The organism is Sphingomonas sp. P3_C5 (assembly GCF_056402635.1).
Window position 1 is genome coordinate 232,247 of record NZ_JBFUHA010000007.1, and the last position, 15,135, is coordinate 247,381.

The window sequence follows — 15,135 nt, forward strand, 5'->3', positions numbered from 1 at the left end:
GACCTAGCCCCGCGCCCCGGCCGCCAGCATATCGATCAGCGCCGCCAGTTGCGGTTCCGGCTTCGAATCCCGCCAATAGGCCGAGACCGGGAACTCCGCGCCGACCGCGTCGATCGGCCGCACCACGATCCGGTCGTCGAGACGGTGCTCGACATGGCTCGCGCAGATCAGCGCGATACCCTCGCCCTCGGCGACCTGGTCCATCACCCGGGGCGGGCCGAGGTCCATCAGTACGGCATTGAGCGCCGGCGCGTTCGGGCTGATCCGCTGTGACAGGAAACGGTGCATGTCGCCGCCATGCTGCTGGCGCGACACGATGAAGATTTCGTCGCGCAACTGCGCCGGAGTGACCAGCTTCTGTTTCGCAAAACGATGCTCGGGCCCGGTGGCGATCATCACCTGATCGTTCCAGAGCTGCATCGAGGGAAGGTCGAACCGCGCTCGCCCCGGCCCCATCACCAGCGCGAGCTCGCCCGCGACCAGCGCCGGCAGCAAGGCCGTCCGCGACATTTCATGCACGCCGATGCCGACGCTCGGGGCTGTCCGCGCGAAGGCCAGGAGCCGCTCGCCGAGCCGATCGCGACAGATCGAGGCGAAAACGCCAATCGCCAGATCCGATCCGCTCTCATCATTGTCGCCGGTGCCGCGAGCCGGCGCCATTATGGATGCGCTGTTCATGGCGCCGATGTGGAGGAGATCGCGCGAATCCCGCCATGGCTTGCGACGGGAGCGACGAAAGTGCGACGAAAATGACGGACGCGGCGACCAGCCTGCGACGGGGCTCTCGCGCCCGCACCCGCTTTGTTGCTAGACCGTCCCGATGGATGGGGGCATCGCCTTGGAACGCAGCGGAGAGGAAGAGCGGGGCGACCGGCGGGCGCACGGCCGTACCGAAGCCGCGTTGCGCGAGCGTGAGCGTAACCAGGCTTTCCTGCTCGACTGGAGCGACCGCATTCGCGGCGAGGCTTCGCCCGAGGCGATCGTGGCAATCACGCTCGAGGCGCTTGGGCGCCATCTCGGCGTCTCGCGCGCCATCTGGTCCGAAAGCGACGCGACCGGGGGCACCTTTGCGATCCTTGGGGAATGGTGGGACGGGGTGCCCAGCCTCGCCGGCACCGATTTCTCGCTCGGCCATGTCGGCGCGATGTCCGAACGCGGCGGGCCGGCTGAAGACGTCGTCCGCTACGACGATATCGCCAGCGACCAGCGAATAGATCCCGCAGCCGCGCAATCCTGTCGTGACGCCGCGGTCGCAGCCTTTGTCAGCGTTCCGCTCATTGAGAAGCGCCGGGTCCGCGCAGCCATCTCGGCCCAGCACACTGTGCCGCGCGCCTGGACTGACAGTGAGATCCAGCTGATCCGCGACATCGCCGAGCGCACTTGGGTGTCGCTCGAACGCGCCCGCGCCGAGGCCGCCTTACAGGAGCGCGAGCGCCACCAGTCCTTCCTGATCGCGTGGGGAGACCGTATCCGCCCCGAAAACGAGATCGACGCCATCATCGCGATCACACTCGAGATGCTCGGCCGGCATCTTGGCGTCACCCGCACCACTTATGCCGAGGCGGATATGTCCGGCCGGTCCTTCAGCATATTGGGCGAATGGCGTCACGGCGTCTCGAGCATCCGCGGAAACAGCTACTCGCTGCGCAGCGTCGGCGCCGCGGCCGATCGCGTCTGGCTGCCGGGCGAAGTCATCCGCTATGACGATGTCGCCAATGATCCCCGGCTCGAGCCGGCGGCGGCCGAACGCTATGTCAGCCGAGAGATCCTTGCCTTTGTCACCATCCCGCTGGTCCAGGACGACAAGCTGCACTCAGCGCTATCGGTCCACCACAAGCACGCGCGATACTGGACCGAGGCGGAACTCCAGGTCATGCGCGACATCACCGAGCGCACCTGGGTGGCGCTGCAGCGCGCCCGGGCTCAGGCAGTGCTGCAGGATCGCGAACGCAATCAGACCTTTCTGATCGCCTGGAACGACAGCGTCCGCGACGAAACCGATGCGCGCAAGATCCTCGGGCGCACCCTTGCCCGGCTTGGCGAGCATCTCGCCGCCTCGCGCACCAATTATGCCGAGGCGCTCCATGGCGGCGATACGCTCTGCGTCCTGCAGGAATGGAGCAATGGCGTGGCCAGCGTCGTCGGGAGCGAAATCCAGCTCTCCTGGGTCGGCTCGCGGCTGGCGGGCGCGCATCGCAGCGGCCGGCCGATCCGGATCAACGACATTGCCGACGATCCGCTCGTTTATGAGGGCAATCGCGCCATCTTCGAGTCGATCAACGCGGCAGCGATGCTGACCGTGCCGATGATGCGCGCCGGCGAGATCGTCGGCGTGCTGTCGGTTCACCAGTCGGTGCCGCGCCGCTGGAGCGACAGCGAGGTCGATCTGGTCTGTGAACTCGCCGACCGCACCCTTGCGGTGCTCGAACGCGCGCATTCCGAGGAGCGGCTGGCCGAGAGCGAGGCGCAGCTCGCCGCCTTTCTCGAAAACGCGCCGATCGCGATGCACATCAAGGATGCCGAGGGCCGTTATATCCGGCTCAATCCGGAATTCGCGCGCGCCATGGGGCTCTCGGTCGACGCGATGATCGGCCGCCGCCCGGCCGAGCTCTTCGAGCCCGACGTCGCGGCCCAGGTCGAGATTCTCGAAAACCGTGCCCGGGCCGGCGAGGTGGTGACCAGCGAAATCGATGACGGATATGAGAGCAAATACGCCTCGGTGCTGACTATGTCCTTCCCGATCGCGGGCGGAAAAGGCGTGACCGCAGGCTTCACCATCGACCTGACCGACCGCAAGCGCGCCGAGGCGGCGCTCGCCCGCTCGCGCGAGGCGCTGTACCAGACCGAGAAGCTGACCGCGCTCGGCTCATTGCTCGCCGGTGTCAGCCATGAGCTCAACAACCCGCTCTCGATCGTCGTCGCCCAGGCGGTGATGATGGAGCGCCAGTCGCGCGGCGGCGAGCTTGCCGAGCGCGCGCAGAAAATCCGCAAGGCAGCAGATCGCTGCGCCCGCATCGTCCAGACCTTCCTCGCCATGGCCCGGCAGAACCGCCCCGAGCGTGCGGCGGTGGATTTGAACGCAGTGGCGATGGCCGCGCACGAGCTCGCCGACTACGGCCTGCGCACGGATGGCATCGCCACAGTGCGCGACCTCGCGCCGTCGCTGCCGCCGGTCTCGGCGGATTCGGATCAGGTCCACCAGATCATCATCAACCTGATCGTCAATGCGCAACAGGCGATGGTGGAAGCCAATGTGCCGAACCGGGAGCTGACGCTGCGCAGCGGCCCCGGCGCCGAGCCAGGCACGGTGATGCTCGAAATCTCGGACAATGGCCCCGGCATTCCGGAGCATGTCCGCCGCCGCATCTTCGAGCCCTTCTTCACCACCAAGCCGCAGGGCCAGGGAACCGGCGTCGGCCTCTCCTTCTCCCAGGGGCTGGCCGAGGCGCATGGCGGCAAGCTCGAGCTCGTGCCCTCCCCCGTCGGCGCCTGTTTCCGGCTGACCCTGCCGGTGGATACGGATCACCCCGAGGCGGACGTCGCGGATGACTTCGCCCTCCCCATCCCGATCGTTCAGCGCCGCGCGCTGGTGATCGACGACGAGGAGGAGATCGCTGAATCGCTGGCCGATTTCCTGGTGATCGAAGGCTTCGACTGCGACATGGCGATCGGCGGGGAAGCGGCGATGGCGAAGCTCGCGTCAGGGCTCAAGGCGTCCGATTACGATCTCATCGTCAGCGATCTGCGCATGCCCGGCATTGACGGCCAGCAGCTCTACGCCTGGATCAAGGCGGAGCGTCCCGATCTCGCCGACCGCGTCGCCTTCGCGACCGGTGACACCCTGGGCATGGCCGCCGCGCGCTTCCTCGGCGAGGCGAAGCGTCCAGTCCTCGAAAAGCCCTTCACGCCAGAAGCGCTCAGCCGCTTTCTGCAGGAAATGGACCGCCCATGAGCACGCCCGAAGCGCCCTATATCGTGATGGTCGATGACGAGGAGGATCTGCGCGAGCCGGTCGCCGAGTATTTGCGCGAACAGGGCCTCGAGGTCGATGAGGCCGACGGCGGCGCCGAGCTCGACACGCTGTTGGCGAAACGCCCGCCCGCCTTGATCGTGCTCGACGTGACGATGCCGATAGAGGACGGCTTCAGCATCGCCCGTCGGCTGCGCGCCGATCACGGCAATATCGGCATCGTCATGCTCACCGCGCGCCGCGATGTGATCGACCGTGTCGTCGGGCTTGAGCTCGGCGCCGACGATTATATCATGAAGCCGTTCGAGCCACGCGAGCTGCTCGCCCGTATCCGCTCCGTCCTCCGCCGCCTGAACGCCGAACGCGCCATCGCCGCGCCGGCCGCCCCCGCCGCTCCGCCTGCCGATGACGAGGACGGCGACACGATCACGCGCCCCCGCACCGATGCCGAATATCTCCAGGAGTTCTGGATCCCGACCTCGCGCGGCCAGATCCGCGTGCCGGTCGACACCATCGAGTGGATCGAAGCCGCCAAGGACTATGCCCTGCTCCACACCGGCGAGCGCAGCCACATGATCCGCGTGACGATGGCCGCATTGGAACAGGGCCTCGACCCGGCGATGATGATGCGCGTCCACCGCTCCGCCTTCGTACGGCCCAACGCAGTCCTCCAGATCAGCGCGATCGGCCGCCACATGGCGCTTGTCCTGCGTTCGGGCGCCTCGGTACGCGTCGGGCCACGCCATTGGGATGAGGTACGGTACCGGCTGAAGGGGTGAGGACGCCCCGCGCATCTGTCTCGCAAGCAGCGTAAGGCACGCGCTTCGATCTTGCCTTCATTTCGTCGCTTCGTCGCGCTCGAATCCACCGTCGGCCGCACTTTCGTCGCTCCCGTCGCGTCGCGAATGCGCCGCCCGCTTTTCCCACCTAGCGGAATCGGGACGGCCATTGCTGGCCTGCAAATTCGGATCCTTGGGAGCCAGAGATCAGATGCGCACCAACATTCTTTTCGGCGATGTTGCCGGTGCCTCGCGACGAGGCAGCAGCGACACCCGTCACCTACCCCTGCTGGGCGTCAGAGCTCCCAACTGACGCTGCGCAGCGGCGCGCGCCGGGCCTTACCCTCACCCCTCTCCCTGGCCCGGCGCGTTTCTACCCACCCACAATCTCAGGCGCCGTTCAGGCGTTCATTCACGAAGAGGCTCCAATGTTGAGACACGTCCTTGCCTTCACGCTGGCCCTGATCCCGCTGGTCGCCGTGCTCGGCCTGGTGTCGGTGACGCCGTAACGGCCATCTGGTCCTGACCGTCACCAGCCGATCCAGTTTGCAATCGCCGCGCCGGGCCTTATTCCGGCGCCATGAAAATGATTGGGCTGATCGGCGGCATGAGCTGGGAAAGCTCGGCCGAATATTATCGCATCCTCAACCAGGGCGTGCGCGATCGCCTCGGCCCAACCGCCTCGGCGCGCTGTCTCTTATGGTCCTTCGATTTTTCCGAGATCGAACGGCTCCAGCATGACGGCGACTGGGCTGCTCTCACCAACCGCATGATCGACGCTGCCCGCCGCCTCGAAGCCGCGGGCGCCGAGCTGCTCCTCATTTGCACCAACACGATGCACCGCATGGCGGATGCGGTTCAGGCGGCGGTCTCAGTGCCGTTGTTGCATATCGCGGACCCCACCGCTGACCGCATCAAGGCGGCCGGCTTCCATCGCGTGGGCCTGCTCGGCACCGCCTTCACCATGGAGCAGGATTTCTACAAGGGCCGCCTCGCCGCCAAGCACGGGCTCGATGTGCTTGTGCCGGACGAGACCGACCGCGCCACCGTCCACCGCATCATCTATGAAGAACTGGTCGCGGGCATCGTCACCCCGGCTTCACGCGCGGCATATCGCGAGGTGATCGCCCGGCTGGTGGAGCGCGGCGCCGAAGCGGTGATCCTCGGCTGTACCGAGATCATGCTGCTCGTCGGGCCAGAGGACAGCGCGGTGCCGCTGTTCGACACGACCGCGCTTCACGCCGAGGCTGCGATCGAACAGGCGCTCGACAATGGCGATCGGCGCGCTAACAAGCCCGTATGAGCATCACCGCCACCATCATGAACATGACCACGGGCAAGCCCATCCAGAAGATGGTCTTCGGCCGCCTCCCCCAATATGGCGCCGGCTTCGTCATCCAGTCCGGCGAACGCGTCACCGCGCAACGCATCGAGATCGGCAAGCCCGCGCCGGGCAAGTTCGTGGCGCCGGTCGAGATCTGGGTGACGCCTAAGGGGTAAGCCGGCAGGCCTTAGCTGATCGGTCCGGTCTTCACCTTGCCAGGCAGCCGCGCTATTCCTTCGAAGCCCGGCTCAAACGAACCGGCCAAGGGAAAGGTCATGACAAGGGATCAGCGCGTGGTCGCCCTGGGGGCCGGCAGCGGGGTTGTCGCCATGTTTGCGTCAGTCACCGCGATCTTCCGGCTCTGGCCGGTCGATTCCGGCCTGACCGACATGAGCGCGCGCCTCGCCTATACGCTGCAGGCAAATGTCTTTGCTGTTCTGCCGCTACTGATCAGCGTGGTGGCCGTCGCCAATAACCGGTTCCTCAGCGAAGCGATCGACCCGACGTTGCGGAAGGAGGATGCCGCCACGCTGATCAACGGGCGCGTGGTGGAGAACACGCAGCAGCAATATCTGCTGTTCCTGGTCGGCACGCTTGCGCTCAGCACCCGCCTCACCGCCGACCAGATGCGCGTGATCCCGGCGGCGGTCATCGTCTTTGTCGCGGCGCGGCTCCTGTTCTGGATCGGCTACCGCATCCACCCATTATACCGCGCGTTCGGTATGGCGGCGACCATCTACCTCAATGTCGGCATCATTGGCTTCACGCTCTGGAAAATCCTGCGCTGAAGGCTGAGTCGGCAAAATAATCTCATCCGTCGGGAATAAACGCCCGTCCGCGCCGGTCTTGGTCTCCAGAACCATTACCGGAGCCGAGCCATGTCCAACCCCGACGACCATTCGACCACCCGCCGCGATGCACTCAGATGCATGGCCTGGGCCGGCACCGGCGCGCTTTGGGCGCTGAACGGAGGTGTCGCCTCGAGCACCATGCTCGGCGCCGCTACTAAAACCGCCAGCTTCACCTTCCTCCAGATCAGCGACAGCCATGTCGGGTTCGCCAAGCCGGCCAACCCCGACGCGCGCGCCACCCTGCGCGAGGCGGTTGCGAAGATCGCCCTGATGCCGGTGAAGCCCGATTTTATCGTCCATACCGGCGACATCACCCAGCTCTCGCGCGACAGCGAGTTCGACGATGCCGATCAGATTCTCCGGGAAACCGGCCTCCCCATCTTTTACGTCCCCGGCGAGCACGACATGCTCGACGAAGGGACCGGCAAGGCCTTCCTCGCCCGCTACGGCAAGAATGCACCGGGGGGCTCGCACGGTGCCGGCTGGTTCAGCTTCGATCACCAGGGCGTGCACTTTGTCGGCCTGGTCAATGTCGCCGATCTCAAGCCCGGCGGCATGGGGCGGCTCGGCGCCGAGCAGATCGCCTGGCTGGCAAAGGATCTCACCGGCCGCCCCAACTCGACCCCGATCATCGTTCTCGCGCATATCCCGCTCTGGACGGTCTATGGCGAATGGGGCTGGGGCACCGACGATGCCGCCGAGGCGCTGAGGCTGCTCGCCCGCTTCGGCTCGGTCTCGATCCTCAACGGCCATATCCATCAGATCGCGCAAAAGGTCGAAGGCCGCATGGTCTTCCACACCGCGCGCTCGACCGCCTTCCCGCAGCCGGCGCCGGGCACCGCCCCCTCGCCGGGCCCACAGACGGTGCCGGCGGGCCAGCTCCATGCGCTGCTCGGCATCACGGATGTGGCCTTCCACCGCGGCGCGGAACGCATCGCGCTCGTCGACTCAACCCTCGCCTGAACGGACCTCCCATCATGAACCGCCTGATTTTGACCGCCCTCGTCGCCGCAGCCGCGCTTCCCGCCGCGCCCGCGAAGAACACGCCCGCCGCTGCGCCTACGGTCCACATCTCCAACTTCACCTTCAGCCCGCAGCCGCTGAAGATCCGCGCCGGGCAGACGGTCACCTGGGTGAATGACGACGACATCCCGCACAATGTCGCCGCTATGGACAAGAGCTTCAAATCCAAGGTGCTCGATACCGGTGAGCGCTTCTCCTTCACCTTTCCGCGCGCCGGCACTTATGCCTATTTCTGCGGGCTCCATCCGCATATGACGGGCAGCATCGTCGTGACGGCGTAAGGCGCAGCGGATGTGAGCGAGCGAGGCGGCCTGTTCAGACCCTTTCTGGTGCGCGGCGGATCGTCGCGTACCGGCCCGCCTGTGCCCGATACCGCCGAGCGCTTCCGCACCATCATGCTCCCGCATCTCGACGCTGCCTATAACCTCGCCCGCTGGCTCACCGCCGAGCCCGCCACCGCGGAGGATATCGTCCAGGAGACCTTCCTCCGGGCGTTCCGTGCCTTTCCCGGCTATCATGGCGGCTCGCCCCGCGCCTGGCTGTTCGCAATCCTGCGCAACTGCTGGCGTGACCGTGCCGGCGGCGACCAGGAGCGTGGCCGGGTGATCGTGAATCACGCCAGCCTCACCGAGGCCCAGGCCGCCGCGATCGATGCTGTCCCCGACGAGGCGGAAACCGCCGACGCGGCGTTGATCCGCACCGAGGAGAGCCAAGCCCTGCGCGCCACCATTGCCGCCATTCCCGAGCCGTTCCGCGAGGCTCTGGTGCTGCGCGAGATGGAACAGCTGCCGTACCGGGAGATCGCCGCCATCACCGGCGTACCGATCGGCACGGTGATGTCGCGGCTCGCCCGCGCCCGCGAGATGCTGGCCAAATTGCTCCTGCCCGAAACGTCGCGAGAGGAACGCGCATGACCGCCTGTGCCGATCGCGACTATCTCCTCCACGCGCTGCTCGACGATGAGCTCGACGCAGCCAACGCCGCCGCTTGCGAGGCGCATCTGAAGACCTGCGCCGGCTGCGCGGCCGAATATGAGCGGCTCCGCGCCCTGCGTGAGATGCTGGCCGAGCCGGCGCTCCGCCACGCCGCACCCGAGGGTCTGCGCGCGAGGATCGAGGCTGCGCTTCCGAGCGAAGCCCCGGCCGCTCCTCCTGCCCCGCCTTCCCGCTTCGCCTGGGCAGCGCTTGGCGCCGGACTGACGGCGGCGGCGAGCGTCGCGCTGGTGATGACCAGCGGTCGACCGTCCGCCCCAGGTATCGAACAGCAGATCGTCGCCAGCCATGTCCGTTCACTGCTGGCGTCGCATCTTGTCGACGTCGTGACGTCCGATCAGCATGTCGTGAAGCCATGGTTCAACGGCCGTGTCGACTTCGCGCCGCCAACGCCCGATCTGAAGGCGCAGGGCTTCCCGCTGGCGGGCGGCCGGCTCGATTATATCGGCGGCCGGGTCGTCCCCGCGATCGTCTATCGGCGCCGGCTCCACACGATCAACCTGTTCGTCTGGCCTGAAAAAGCATCCGACAAGCCGACATCCGCGCAGTTCGAGGGCTATAACCTCCGCCACTGGCAGCAGGGCGGCCTCGATCTCTGGGCGGTATCGGATGTGTCGCAGGGTGATCTCGCGCAGTTCGAACGGAGCTTCGAGGCCGCGCGCTAAGCGGACCAGCGCCACGCCGTTCCGCCCACGCGTCATGCGCATGAAACTATCCTTCGCCAATGCGTTTAACCATCGGGCGCGGAGCAAGTCTCTCCCGCCATGTTGAACGGAAAAAAGGCACCATGTCTCGCGAAGACCCAGCTTATTACGAACGCCGCGCCGAAGAGCAGCTCGAGCTCGCCCAGTCCTCCCTGATCCCTTCGGCCGTGAAGGCGCATTACGATCTCGCCAACCTGTATCTGGAAAAGCTCGAAGCGGCCGAAGCGAAAGCCGAAGCCGAGCGTTGGGCTTTGCGCGACGAGCCTGAAAAAGCGCAACCAATCCGCTATTTAGCTGCTGTTCTTGAGGCCGGATAGCGGACGCCGATATGGGAGAAAATGCCATGCCCCGTGGTGACAAGAGCAGCTATACCGACAAGCAGAAACGCCAGGCCGAGCATATCGAAGAAGGCTATGAGGATCGCGGCGTCCCGAAGAAGGAGGCCGAGGCCCGCGCCTGGGCGACCGTGAACAAGGAGACCGGCGGCGGCAACAAGTCCGGCTCCGGCCGCGGCAAGAAGGACACGCATGAATCCTCCTCGCGCGGTGGGCGTGCCCATAAATCGGGCTCGCCCGAGCAGCGCACGGCCGCGGCCCGCAAGGGCTGGGACACGCGCCGCCGCAACGGCAACGCCTGAGCCGCGTCTTATAGCGTCGCGCGGATCGCCCTGATCTTGTCGAGGTGCGTCTGGACCTTGGGCGCGATCTCGCTGGCGGCTGTCTTCAGGGGCGCGACGTCGCCCTTATCGGCATAGATCTGCATCAGCGACAGCGCGTCCTTGTGGGCGTCGATCTGCTGATCGGCATAGGCCTTGTCGAAATCCTCGCCGCTCAGCTTGCCGAGATCGGCGAGCTTGCCCTGCTGATCGTCGGTGAGCGTCACATCCGGGATGATCGCGGGCATCGCCGATGAGGCCGCCTTCTTGATCGTCGCGGTCGATGCGGTGTGATCGGTGATCATCATCTCGGCGAAACTCTTGATGTCCGGAGAAGCAGCCTTGTCCTTGGCGAGCTTGGCCGAGGCGATCTCGAACGCGTCGCTCTTCGCCGCCTTGTCGGTGAAGTCCTGCGCGCCGGGCGTTGGCGTCACCGCCTCCTTCACGCTGTCCGCGGCATTGGAGATCGCCATGCCCGTCGTGTCGGCGGCATTGTCGATGCTGTTTTCGGTCGCAGCCGCGGCCTTTTCGGATTTGGGGCCGCAGCCGCCTAGCGCCAGGACAGCGGCGATCGCCATGAGAGAAGTGGTTTTGCGCACGATTCATCTCCTTGAGAATGTTGTGGAGCGCGGCCCGGTGAACGGATAGCCAGCGCAACTCGTTCCCTGTTTCAGGTGAAGCGTGCCCCCATCGGCCCGCGTTTTTAATCTGCCGTTCAGTTTGGCTTTCCTAATTTTTGCGTCCCTCTTCAAACCCGTAAGGAGGATGACTTCATGAGGAAGAACACGATTGGCCTTCTCGCCGGCATCGCCGGTCTCGCCATGGCGGGCACGGCGATGGCGACGACGCCACCCAAGCCTGCCCAGCCCGAGCATGTCCTGAACATCGCGCTGCCTGACGGCACGATCCAGCAGATCCGCTACACCGGCGACACACCGCCAGCGGTGGTGTTCACGCCAGTCCATCAGGCGATGCTGCCGGTCGCGTTCGGCGATCCGTTCGCGATGGCGCCATTCGCCGAGTTCGACCGGATCGCGGCGGCCATGGACCGGCAGATGGACGATATGCTGCGTCAGGCATCGACGATGACGGCTCAGCCCATCGGCCCCGACGGCAAGATCGACGAAGCCGCTTTTGCGAAGCTGCCGGCCGGCACGGTCCATTATTCCTTCGTGTCGAGCAGCTCCGGCAACGGCACCTGCAGCCGCAGCGTTCAGGTGACGTCGTTCGGCCCGAACCAGCAGCCCAAGGTCGTCTCGCAGAGCTCGGGCAATTGCGCGGGGATCGGGACGCCGGTGACGCCGGTTGTCGGCCACCCCGACGCCAGCGCCAAGGTGACGCAGGTCAAGCATGACGCCGCGAAGGATCAGCCGGCCAAGGCTCCGTCTGGCCCGACCATCTGACGCTCGCGCCTTTGCGTATGTTGAAAGGGCGGCCCGGGTCCGGGTCGCCCTTTCCGTATAGCGGCCAGCGATCCGATATCGCCGGAACAGTTGTTAATCCGGCGACGAAATGCTGGCTGTTCCTGGCTGTTTTCGGAAGAATTTTTTGCTGGCTGTTATGTTGGATTTTTTGGCTGAGTTTGTGGCATTGTTTCATAGGCTTGCGGGTGGGTTGGCTGTTATTGAATAACAGCCAGGTAACAGCCAGCATATCAGCCAGCACGCTGGCTGTTCCGAGGAATAACAGCCAGCGCTGATCATCCTGCATGATTCAAGCTGAGAAAGAGCGGGACGCGGCGCCCGAGAGCACTCTGTCCGATCGCACTCTGCATGATGTGCCGTCCGGTTTGAATCGAGGTTTGGCGCCCATCGCCGGATGTTGCTCAATGCTGGTGCGCGTGAAGAGATTATTGCCAGCGGCTCCGGGGGCCGCCTCGCCACATGCCTGTGATCCGCGCGAACGACTTCCCATCGCGTGGTAAGCGCGCCGGACGGACCGCGCGGGGAGCAGTGGAGCATCGTAACGCGCTGGATAGCGGCGGTGCGGCATGGGTTGAATCAGAGGCTGTGTCGGGGGCTGATGTCAGCCATATCCTGAACCGGCGCCGCGCTCGCGCAGGAATAAGCCGGGCTGGTGCGGGCGCGCAGCTTGCGCCTTGTTGGGAATGTCATGAGGGTCGCCTAGTTTTCTGACATTTCCAACACGCTGCCGATTATGGGTTCAGGCTATTGCACGGGTCGGCCTGGTCTAATTAGTATAGTGTCCCCGAAATACCCTGTTTCAACCTAGGGGGCACCCTTCAGCCGAAAGACATTTTCAATCAGTCCGCGGGGCAAGCGCGGATTGGAGGGCCATAGGGGCCAACATCCTGCCAGAAGCATCCAATGGCCGGCGAGGACGTGCGATTCCGATCGGGCGCGGCAGGTCTGTGAGGGGCAGGTTGGTAAGGGGCAGGTTCGTTGGCGGGCGCGGCAGGCGTCACGGTCGTGACGCGAACCGGGCGGGCTACCGGGGTTGGGGGTAGCTGCTTGAGTTCGGCAAGTTTGGCTTGGAACGCGATGAGCTCGTCCCTGGAGGGGGTCCATGGCTTATCAGGCGTAAACTCTCGTAACCTCTCGATCGCTTTCTTTATGTCTTTCTCATCGGCCAGTCGCTCATTCTCGACAGAGCTGTCAGGCACTTCAGCAGGGAATTTCAGCACGGGCAGTCGCATGTTTTCAGAGTCTTGTTGCTTGGGACGCGAGTCCTGGCGAGTGCTGACCCTGCCGATTGCGAGAAGCCCCGCCACCACGCACAGTCCGATTGCCAGTTCACCTACGACTGCTCGCCAGCCGGATACCTGCGAGAGCTTGCGAAGCTTCTCCGCACTTTTCATGACGTTGGTAATCTTCGGCATGATCTGCTGCTGCAGTTCGATTCCGTCGCGGCCAGCCTCGATCCACCTAGCCTTCAACCGTTCGGCGACTTCACCTTGCCACGCCTCTGCCGCGCCTTTGCCGAGGGCCTTCTGGATTACGGCCAGATCGCTCGTAATCGCCTCATATGCTTCGCTAGGCGAGTTGGGGTCGGCGAGAACCTCAGCCGCACGAGAAATGGATTGCTCAATTTTAGGCAGGTACTCCGCCGGGATCTTGGACATGTACTTCGCGAAGTGTTTCATAATGCCAGCCTCCTCCAGGGAGTTTCGGGCACACTATACTAATTAGCGACCGCCTATACTATTAAGTATAGTGCCCCTGAAATACTCCTGAAATACTCGGACGTTACCGCAATCTCACCTGACGATATGATCCAGTGGATACAGCACTGCGCCCGCCGCCACGGCGCGTTCGCGTAAATCCTCGCAGATCGTTTCCATATCGGTGGAAGCGCGGGGGCTGCGGATATGCAGTGTCTCGAGGCCCTCAGCCCCCATATACCCTAATGCTACGCCGACCGTACGTCGTCTGTCCCTGCTCGTGCGCAGAATCGGCTTGATGGTAACCACCCGCTTCCAGGGGACGCGGCAGCGCCGTTCTATCGAGAGCGTCTGGGTGTTGCACCAGATATAGGGCACTTCCGGGTAACGGCTCGTGAGGCCCATATGCATCCATATGAAGCTGAACGGCCATCCCAGAAGGACCAGCTCGATGAAGATCAAGGGCCCGGCGGCATGATGTTGCGTGTAGCTGATGATAGCCCAGACCAGAAAAAACGCAGCCGATACCGCAAGGACGCCGCCCAAATAGACGTGCATGGGCACATCATCCCGGTAGCTGATGATGTTGGCGTCGGCATTTCGCGCGGTTGCGCGATCAGGTGCGCCGGGCCGGCGTGGCTGGAATACCCCGAGAAACTCGCCGAGGAACAGCCTGAGATAATCCGATAAGAGCTGAAAGGCCTCCATAGCTGCAGGTCTGTATCCTGAAAAACCTAATCGGGCGTTCAGGATGGCCAGGGGAACCTGATTTGCCTGTCAGCGCTCGGGGGTTGCGCAGCCGTCAAGGTCGCGGATCGGTGGCAGCCTGGCACCGCACCACGGACAGAAGGCGATCCCGATTACGCTGCCTCCGCCGTCGTGCACGATGATGCCGTAGCCGCCACGGACTTGATCGATAAGGGCATCGGGGCAGTCCGAGCGATCAGCATGCTGACTGCAGGTCTGGTTCAGATCGTACGCCATGCGGCTACAGCAATGATCGGTCATGCCATAATTATGATCGACAAGCAGCTTCGCGGCAAATCGCCAGCACTTGCGCGCCGTAGGAAGCCGCGATGACGATCAGGCAGACTTCCCCGCTTTCTATCCTTGCCATCTGCCGCTTCAGGAAGGCCGTGTGCTTTTCGTGATAGTGCACAGCCGCCGACGGAGCGGGAGGAGCGAACAGGCGATCGAAATCGATGTGCGCATGAGGCGCGCGGCCGGTGACGATCTCGACGCGCGATATGATGTTTCCCTCCCGGAAATCTTCGATGTGGAGAGCTTCCAGACCTTCGAGAATGAGGTCGTATTCAGGCCCGTCCACCTCCCGAAGATTGAGCGTAGCGCCACCTTCTCGAAGGCGGAGGCCGGTCAGGTAGCCGTCGTGAAAAGGGGGAATGGTTTCCATCCGCAACGCCTAGCGCTCGGGCGGGGCGCTCGGCAATCTGGCAATTATAGAGTTCCTATTCAGTTTTGTTTTTGCTCTTTCTTCGTCGCCCATGAGACTGCAAATATCAAAATCACAAGCAAAACTGAGGCTGCCAAGATAACGAGTTCGCCAGCCCTGTGAATCGCTATGTTCGCTACCAATCCAATTGCCAGGATGGCGATAGCAATTCTCATGGAAAGTACCATTATATGCCTCATCTTCATCAAGACACCTTCCTTCTGAAATTGTTGCCGCGGCCAATTTTTGCGGCGTCGCGAGTGTGA

General features: G+C 64.3%; 19 protein-coding genes. 12 read left to right on the forward strand and 7 right to left on the reverse strand.

Annotated elements, in window-relative coordinates; all coding sequences use genetic code 11:
- Window positions 1-3 precede the first annotated feature (3 nt).
- Window positions 4-678 (reverse strand): LysR family substrate-binding domain-containing protein, encoded by a 675-nt coding sequence (locus AC1DVS_RS18380; RefSeq protein ID WP_478025363.1) that lies wholly within the window; start codon window positions 676-678, stop codon window positions 4-6.
- Window positions 679-838: 160 nt separating this feature from the next.
- Here AC1DVS_RS18380 and AC1DVS_RS18385 point away from each other — a divergent pair, with 160 nt between their 5' ends.
- From AC1DVS_RS18385 to AC1DVS_RS18435, 11 genes are all read left to right on the forward strand, one after another.
- Entirely contained in the window at window positions 839-3,952 is a 3,114-nt protein-coding gene (locus AC1DVS_RS18385; RefSeq protein WP_478025364.1) for a hybrid sensor histidine kinase/response regulator, read from the forward strand.
- Window positions 3,949-4,749 carry a response regulator gene (locus AC1DVS_RS18390; RefSeq protein ID WP_478025365.1) on the forward strand — a complete coding sequence of 267 codons (801 nt, stop codon included), beginning with the start codon at window positions 3,949-3,951 and terminating at the stop codon, window positions 4,747-4,749. Before AC1DVS_RS18385 ends, AC1DVS_RS18390 begins: the two co-directional genes overlap by 4 nt.
- Window positions 4,750-5,329: 580 nt before the next feature.
- Window positions 5,330-6,052, forward strand: coding sequence for an aspartate/glutamate racemase family protein (locus AC1DVS_RS18395; RefSeq protein WP_478025366.1), 723 nt, complete (start codon window positions 5,330-5,332; stop codon window positions 6,050-6,052).
- Window positions 6,049-6,249 (forward strand): hypothetical protein, encoded by a 201-nt coding sequence (locus AC1DVS_RS18400; protein ID WP_478025367.1) that lies wholly within the window; start codon window positions 6,049-6,051, stop codon window positions 6,247-6,249. The genes AC1DVS_RS18395 and AC1DVS_RS18400 overlap by 4 nt, the downstream gene beginning before the upstream one ends.
- A gap of 99 nt (window positions 6,250-6,348) precedes the next feature.
- Window positions 6,349-6,861, forward strand: a complete 513-nt coding sequence (locus tag AC1DVS_RS18405; RefSeq protein ID WP_478025368.1) for a hypothetical protein — start codon at window positions 6,349-6,351, stop codon at window positions 6,859-6,861.
- A 90-nt stretch (window positions 6,862-6,951) separates the two neighbouring features.
- Entirely contained in the window at window positions 6,952-7,887 is a 936-nt protein-coding gene (locus tag AC1DVS_RS18410) for a metallophosphoesterase family protein (RefSeq protein WP_478025369.1), read from the forward strand.
- 14 nt (window positions 7,888-7,901) lie between these two features.
- A complete protein-coding gene (locus AC1DVS_RS18415) occupies window positions 7,902-8,228 on the forward strand; it encodes a cupredoxin domain-containing protein (protein ID WP_478025370.1) in 327 nt (108 codons plus the stop codon).
- A 12-nt stretch (window positions 8,229-8,240) separates the two neighbouring features.
- Entirely contained in the window at window positions 8,241-8,861 is a 621-nt protein-coding gene (locus AC1DVS_RS18420; RefSeq protein ID WP_478025371.1) for a sigma-70 family RNA polymerase sigma factor, read from the forward strand.
- A complete protein-coding gene (locus AC1DVS_RS18425) occupies window positions 8,858-9,604 on the forward strand; it encodes an anti-sigma factor family protein (RefSeq protein WP_478025372.1) in 747 nt (248 codons plus the stop codon). Before AC1DVS_RS18420 ends, AC1DVS_RS18425 begins: the two co-directional genes overlap by 4 nt.
- 59 nt (window positions 9,605-9,663) lie before the next feature.
- A complete protein-coding gene (locus AC1DVS_RS18430) occupies window positions 9,664-9,960 on the forward strand; it encodes a hypothetical protein (protein ID WP_478025373.1) in 297 nt (98 codons plus the stop codon).
- A 26-nt stretch (window positions 9,961-9,986) separates the two neighbouring features.
- Window positions 9,987-10,280, forward strand: coding sequence for a plasmid stabilization protein (locus AC1DVS_RS18435; RefSeq protein ID WP_478025374.1), 294 nt, complete (start codon window positions 9,987-9,989; stop codon window positions 10,278-10,280).
- Window positions 10,281-10,288: 8 nt separating this feature from the next.
- On the opposite strand, the gene AC1DVS_RS18440 is transcribed toward AC1DVS_RS18435, so the two are convergent.
- Entirely contained in the window at window positions 10,289-10,897 is a 609-nt protein-coding gene (locus tag AC1DVS_RS18440) for a DUF4142 domain-containing protein (protein ID WP_478025375.1), read from the reverse strand.
- Window positions 10,898-11,071: 174 nt separating this feature from the next.
- On the opposite strand from AC1DVS_RS18440, the gene AC1DVS_RS18445 reads away from it, so the two are divergent.
- Window positions 11,072-11,701: a hypothetical protein gene (locus AC1DVS_RS18445; protein ID WP_478025376.1), complete on the forward strand. Its 630-nt coding sequence runs from the start codon at window positions 11,072-11,074 to the stop codon at window positions 11,699-11,701.
- A gap of 860 nt (window positions 11,702-12,561) precedes the next feature.
- Here AC1DVS_RS18445 and AC1DVS_RS18450 read toward each other — a convergent pair.
- The 5 genes from AC1DVS_RS18450 to AC1DVS_RS18470 all read right to left on the reverse strand — a co-directional run bounded on the left by AC1DVS_RS18450 (window position 12,562) and on the right by AC1DVS_RS18470 (window position 15,057).
- Window positions 12,562-13,401: a hypothetical protein gene (locus tag AC1DVS_RS18450; RefSeq protein ID WP_478025377.1), complete on the reverse strand. Its 840-nt coding sequence runs from the start codon at window positions 13,399-13,401 to the stop codon at window positions 12,562-12,564.
- Window positions 13,402-13,515: 114 nt separating this feature from the next.
- Window positions 13,516-14,127: a hypothetical protein gene (locus AC1DVS_RS18455; protein WP_478025378.1), complete on the reverse strand. Its 612-nt coding sequence runs from the start codon at window positions 14,125-14,127 to the stop codon at window positions 13,516-13,518.
- Window positions 14,128-14,196: 69 nt separating this feature from the next.
- The gene (locus tag AC1DVS_RS18460; protein WP_478025379.1) at window positions 14,197-14,427 is read right to left on the reverse strand and encodes a DUF6980 family protein; all 231 of its coding nucleotides are present in this window, start codon (window positions 14,425-14,427) and stop codon (window positions 14,197-14,199) included.
- A 7-nt stretch (window positions 14,428-14,434) separates the two neighbouring features.
- Entirely contained in the window at window positions 14,435-14,830 is a 396-nt protein-coding gene (locus AC1DVS_RS18465; protein WP_478025380.1) for a hypothetical protein, read from the reverse strand.
- Window positions 14,831-14,889: 59 nt separating this feature from the next.
- Window positions 14,890-15,057 (reverse strand): hypothetical protein, encoded by a 168-nt coding sequence (locus tag AC1DVS_RS18470; RefSeq protein ID WP_478025381.1) that lies wholly within the window; start codon window positions 15,055-15,057, stop codon window positions 14,890-14,892.
- Window positions 15,058-15,135: the final 78 nt, after the last annotated feature.

Bases quoted from the DNA above. Each gene is read 5' to 3' on its own strand.
- AC1DVS_RS18380 (WP_478025363.1), bottom strand. From the start codon at position 678: ATGAACAGCGCATCCATAATGGCGCCGGCTCGCGGCACCGGCGACAAT.
- AC1DVS_RS18390 (WP_478025365.1), top strand. From the start codon at position 3,949: ATGAGCACGCCCGAAGCGCCCTATATCGTGATGGTCGATGACGAGGAG.
- AC1DVS_RS18395 (WP_478025366.1), top strand. From the start codon at position 5,330: ATGAAAATGATTGGGCTGATCGGCGGCATGAGCTGGGAAAGCTCGGCC.
- AC1DVS_RS18400 (WP_478025367.1), top strand. From the start codon at position 6,049: ATGAGCATCACCGCCACCATCATGAACATGACCACGGGCAAGCCCATC.
- AC1DVS_RS18405 (WP_478025368.1), top strand. From the start codon at position 6,349: ATGACAAGGGATCAGCGCGTGGTCGCCCTGGGGGCCGGCAGCGGGGTT.
- AC1DVS_RS18410 (WP_478025369.1), top strand. From the start codon at position 6,952: ATGTCCAACCCCGACGACCATTCGACCACCCGCCGCGATGCACTCAGA.
- AC1DVS_RS18415 (WP_478025370.1), top strand. From the start codon at position 7,902: ATGAACCGCCTGATTTTGACCGCCCTCGTCGCCGCAGCCGCGCTTCCC.
- AC1DVS_RS18425 (WP_478025372.1), top strand. From the start codon at position 8,858: ATGACCGCCTGTGCCGATCGCGACTATCTCCTCCACGCGCTGCTCGAC.
- AC1DVS_RS18430 (WP_478025373.1), top strand. From the start codon at position 9,664: ATGCGTTTAACCATCGGGCGCGGAGCAAGTCTCTCCCGCCATGTTGAA.
- AC1DVS_RS18435 (WP_478025374.1), top strand. From the start codon at position 9,987: ATGCCCCGTGGTGACAAGAGCAGCTATACCGACAAGCAGAAACGCCAG.
- AC1DVS_RS18445 (WP_478025376.1), top strand. From the start codon at position 11,072: ATGAGGAAGAACACGATTGGCCTTCTCGCCGGCATCGCCGGTCTCGCC.
- AC1DVS_RS18450 (WP_478025377.1), bottom strand. From the start codon at position 13,401: ATGAAACACTTCGCGAAGTACATGTCCAAGATCCCGGCGGAGTACCTG.
- AC1DVS_RS18455 (WP_478025378.1), bottom strand. From the start codon at position 14,127: ATGGAGGCCTTTCAGCTCTTATCGGATTATCTCAGGCTGTTCCTCGGC.
- AC1DVS_RS18460 (WP_478025379.1), bottom strand. From the start codon at position 14,427: ATGACCGATCATTGCTGTAGCCGCATGGCGTACGATCTGAACCAGACC.
- AC1DVS_RS18465 (WP_478025380.1), bottom strand. From the start codon at position 14,830: ATGGAAACCATTCCCCCTTTTCACGACGGCTACCTGACCGGCCTCCGC.
- AC1DVS_RS18470 (WP_478025381.1), bottom strand. From the start codon at position 15,057: ATGGTACTTTCCATGAGAATTGCTATCGCCATCCTGGCAATTGGATTG.